This window comes from Pseudoroseomonas cervicalis ATCC 49957, assembly GCF_000164635.1.
Taxonomy (GTDB): domain Bacteria; phylum Pseudomonadota; class Alphaproteobacteria; order Acetobacterales; family Acetobacteraceae; genus Pseudoroseomonas; species Pseudoroseomonas cervicalis.
In genome coordinates this window covers 40,526-43,490 of the sequence record NZ_GG770778.1, presented here as the reverse complement: position 1 = coordinate 43,490, position 2,965 = coordinate 40,526, and the positions used below count along the sequence as shown (strand labels likewise).

2 protein-coding genes are annotated in these 2,965 nt (G+C 70.9%); one reads left to right on the top strand and one right to left on the bottom strand.

Annotation, left to right across the window (positions count from 1 at the left end; genetic code table 11):
- Nucleotides 1-294 precede the first annotated feature (294 nt).
- Nucleotides 295-975, top strand: a complete 681-nt coding sequence (locus HMPREF0731_RS07580; RefSeq protein ID WP_157136009.1) for a Tat pathway signal protein — start codon at nt 295-297, stop codon at nt 973-975.
- Between the two features lie 158 nt (nt 976-1,133).
- Here the strand turns inward: HMPREF0731_RS07580 and HMPREF0731_RS07575 are convergent, their stop codons facing one another.
- A complete protein-coding gene (locus HMPREF0731_RS07575; protein WP_040612528.1) occupies nt 1,134-2,744 on the bottom strand; it encodes an electron transfer flavoprotein-ubiquinone oxidoreductase in 1,611 nt (536 codons plus the stop codon).
- Between the last annotated feature and the right edge of the window lie 221 nt (nt 2,745-2,965).

Below are 2,965 nucleotides of genomic sequence, written 5' to 3'. Positions count from 1 at the left end.
AGCAGCGCGGCGGCCAGCAGGGCGAGGCGGCGCGGGGAGACGAGCATGACCATGCCGCCAGCCTAGAGCGCCCGCCGCGCCGATCAAAGCGGCGATCACGGGGGCGGGGGCGCGGGCGGGGGCGCCCGGCACTTCCGGATCATGTGATGGCGCCGGCCCGGCTGTTCCCGCCAGCGTGAAGCCTGCACGGCAAGCCGGATCTCGGCGCTTAATTGTCGTTCCACCCGGGGCGGTGCAGGATTGTAACCCGGATGCGCTCCCCGCGCATCCGCCATGATCCAAGGAGGAATTGCCGTGCGTGTCATCCTGGCCGCGATGCTGGCCATGCTGGCCTTTGCCGTCTCGTCACCGGCCTCGGCGCAGAACCGGTTCTGGCTGGTGAACCAGTCGGGCCAGGTGATCGAGAGCGCCTATGTCTCGCCCTCGCGCCTCGACAATTGGGGCCCGGACATCCTGGGCAACAGCGTGCTGCCGCCCGGGCAGCAGGTGCATGTCACCCCCTCCGCCGCCGATTGCGTGCTGGATGTGCGGGTGCGCTACCAGGGCGGGCAGGAGGAGACCCGGATGCAGGTGAATGCCTGCAACCTCAGCCGCATCGCCTTCAGCGGGCGCGGCGGCGGCGGTGGCGCGGGGGCCACCATCGGTGGTGGCGGCGGCGCCGGCGCCACGATCGGCGGCGGTGGCGGCGGGGTCTATGGCGGCGCCGCGGCGCGCGCGCAGGGCGACCCCTCCTTCGGCTTCGTCAACCGCAGCGGCGCGGTGGTGCGCGAGCTCTACGTCTCGCTCAGCACCGACAGCAACTGGGGCCGCGACCGGCTGGGCCAGGCGGTGCTGGAGCCCAACCAGCAGATGTGGATCGACCTGCCGGCCGGCCGCTCCTGCCAGGTGGATGTGCGCGTGGTCTACATGAATGGCCGCGAGCAGGAGCGCCGGGGCGTCGAGACCTGCTCGATCGCCGAGCTGTCCTGGCGCTGAGCCAGGGAGGCTGAGCCGGGGCGCAGGCCCCGGCAGGCCGTGACAGGCACCGGGCCGCGACAGCCCGGTGCCGGGTGGCAGGACCGGGCGGCACACCGCCCCGGTCCCGGCGGGCGGGGCCAGCGCCCCGCCCCGATCCGCCGGCCGGAAGAGGCCGCTTACATCCCGCCGATATAGTTCGGGCCGCCGCCACCCTCCGGCGTGCACCAGTCGATGTTCTGCCTCGGGTCCTTGATGTCGCAGGTCTTGCAGTGGACGCAGTTCTGCGCGTTGATCACCAGGCGCGGCTCGCCCTCCTCCACGCCCACCGCCTCATAGACGCCGGCCGGGCAGTAGCGGCTCTCCGGCGCGCGGTAGACATCCCAGTTCACCGGCTTCCACTGCGACGGGTCGCGCAGCTTCAGATGCGCCGGCTGGTCTTCCTCATGGTTGGTGTTGGAGAGGAAAACGGAGGAGAGCCGGTCGAAGGTCAGCTTCCCGTCCGGCTTGGGGTAGGCGATCTTCTTCGCCGGGTCGGCGGGCTTCGTCGCGCTGTGGTCGGCATGGTGCGCCAGCGTCCAGGGCGCCTTGCCGCGGAACACGTAGGTCTCCAGCGCGGCGTTGATCATGCCGCCATAGAAGCCCCATTTGGCGAAGCCGGGGCGGATGTTGCGCACGCCCTGCAGCTCCTCCCACACCCAGCTCTGGCGCAGCGCCTCGGGGTAGCCCTCCAGCACCGGGGCGGCCGCCTCGCCGGCCTCCAGCGCCTTCGCCGCCGCCTCGGCCGCCAGCATGCCGGACTTCATGGACGTGTGCGTGCCCTTGATCTTCGGCACGTTCAGGAAGCCCGCCGTGTCGCCGATCAGCGCGCCGCCGGGGAAGACCAGCTTGGGGATCGACTGGAAGCCGCCCTCGTTCAGCGCGCGGGCGCCATAGGCGATGCGCTTGCCGCCCTCCAGGATCTTGCGGATCTCCGGATGCGTCTTGAAGCGCTGCATCTCGTCGAAGGGCGACAGCCAGGTGTTGGGATAGTCGAGCCCGACCACCATGCCGATCGAGACCAGGTTCTCGCCCAGCATGTAGATCCAGGTGCCGCCATAGGTGTCGGTGGTGAGCGGCCAGCCGGTGGTGTGCCAGATCTTGCCCGGCACGTGGCGCTCCTTCGGGATCTCCCACAGCTCCTTGATGCCGAGGCCGTAGGTCTGCGGCTGCACGCCCTCGCGCAGGCCATACAGCGCCTCCAGCTTCTTGGTCAGCGAGCCGCGGCAGCCCTCGCCGAACAGGGTGTAGCGGGCGCGCAGCTCCATGCCGGGCTGGTAGTTCGGGCCTTCCTCGCCCTCCCGGGTGATGCCCATGACGCCGGCGACGACACCCTTGACCACACCGTCCTCGATGATCGTCTCCGAGGCGGCGAAGCCCGGATAGATCTCGACGCCGAGCGCCTCGGCCTTCGCCCCCAGCCAGCGGCAGACATTGCCCAGGCTGACCACGTAATTGCCGTGATTGTGCATCTGCGGCGGCGTCGGCAGCTTGTAGGCCTTGCTTTCCGTCAGGAACAGGAAGGCATCCTCGCTGGCCGGGGTGGCCAGCTCCGGCGGGTCCTCGCGCCAGTCGGGGATCAGCTCGTCCAGCGCGCGCGGCTCCAGCACGGCGCCGGAGAGGATATGGGCGCCGACCTCGGAGCCTTTCTCCACGACGCAGACCGTCGCCTCCGGCGAGAGCTGTTTCAGCCGGATCGCCGCCGCCAGGCCGGAGGGGCCGGCGCCGACGATCAGCACATCGAATTCCATGCTCTCGCGTTCGGACACGTTGCTGTTCTCCCTTGGGTCCCGCCGGGCTGGCTTAGCCCGATCGCGGGTTGCGCGGAACCCCGCCAGGCCGCGATATGGCGCCACCGATGAGCACCCCGCCCGCCCCGCCCCGTCCCGCCGACTCCGAGGCCGCCGCCCTGCTGGCGGCGCTGCGGCTGCAGCTCGACTGGGGGGTGGACGAGGCGCTGGCCGAGGCGCCG

Coding starts and splice junctions, on each gene's coding strand:
- HMPREF0731_RS07575 (WP_040612528.1), bottom strand. CDS start 2,744: ATGGAATTCGATGTGCTGATCGTCGGCGCCGGCCCCTCCGGCCTGGCG.